Raw genomic sequence first — 588 nt, 5'->3', positions numbered from 1 at the left:
CCTGCTCCCCAACACGCCGCCGCCCATCAAAGCAATCCAGCCCATGGGGTGTAGGGGCGGGGTGGGGTTACTCGCCTTCGAACTTCCCAGCCGATGCCTGCAGATACAAGCCGTCATCGTCGAACGCCAATGCAATGGCGTGTTGCTCAATGGGCATCCCGGCCTGGGCCGCATGGATCAGCACCTCGCGCGATGAATTCATTTGCAATTCCGCCGCGTGTCGGGCTACGACTGCGATTGCCAGCGTCAGGCCAGCTACGCCTGGATGCTGTTCGCGCATCTTTTCCAGCTCACGTTGTGCCACCGCAAGCGCTGCATGTCCGCCGGTGTCCAGCAGCAGCCTGTGTGCGCGTTTCTGCGGGACCTTGCACTTCATCGGCCGCGCGCCGGGGATTTCGAGTTGTTCGTCCATGCTGTCTCTCCTGTTGAAAACCTCAACCGCCTGTCACGCGGCTCAGGTTTCGGCCCTCGGTTGAAGGCCATGCCGGTTACTCGATCCGGCTCCACGGTGGGAAGGGTCAGGCCCAAGCTATGACGCTCTGAGGCTGTGTGCAGTAGGGCGGCGTCTCCTGGCTATCACGGGGTGGG

General features: G+C 62.6%; 1 protein-coding gene. It reads right to left on the bottom strand.

Annotated features, from left to right (window positions below; all coding sequences use genetic code 11):
* Positions 1–67 precede the first annotated feature (67 nt).
* On the bottom strand, positions 68–412 hold the full coding sequence (locus DRV96_RS18305) for a hypothetical protein (protein WP_162911154.1): 345 nt from the start codon (positions 410–412) through the stop codon (positions 68–70).
* Positions 413–588: the final 176 nt, after the last annotated feature.

The organism is Azohydromonas sediminis (genome assembly GCF_003574675.1).
In the GTDB taxonomy this organism is placed as follows: Bacteria; Pseudomonadota; Gammaproteobacteria; order Burkholderiales; family Burkholderiaceae_C; genus Calidifontimicrobium; species Calidifontimicrobium sediminis.
The sequence above is the reverse complement of the archived record's forward strand: the minus strand, read 5'-3'. Positions and strand labels throughout refer to the sequence as shown.

Excerpts from the sequence above, each read along its gene's own strand:
- DRV96_RS18305 (WP_162911154.1), bottom strand. The coding sequence starts at position 412 with ATGGACGAACAACTCGAAATCCCCGGCGCGCGGCCGATGAAGTGCAAG.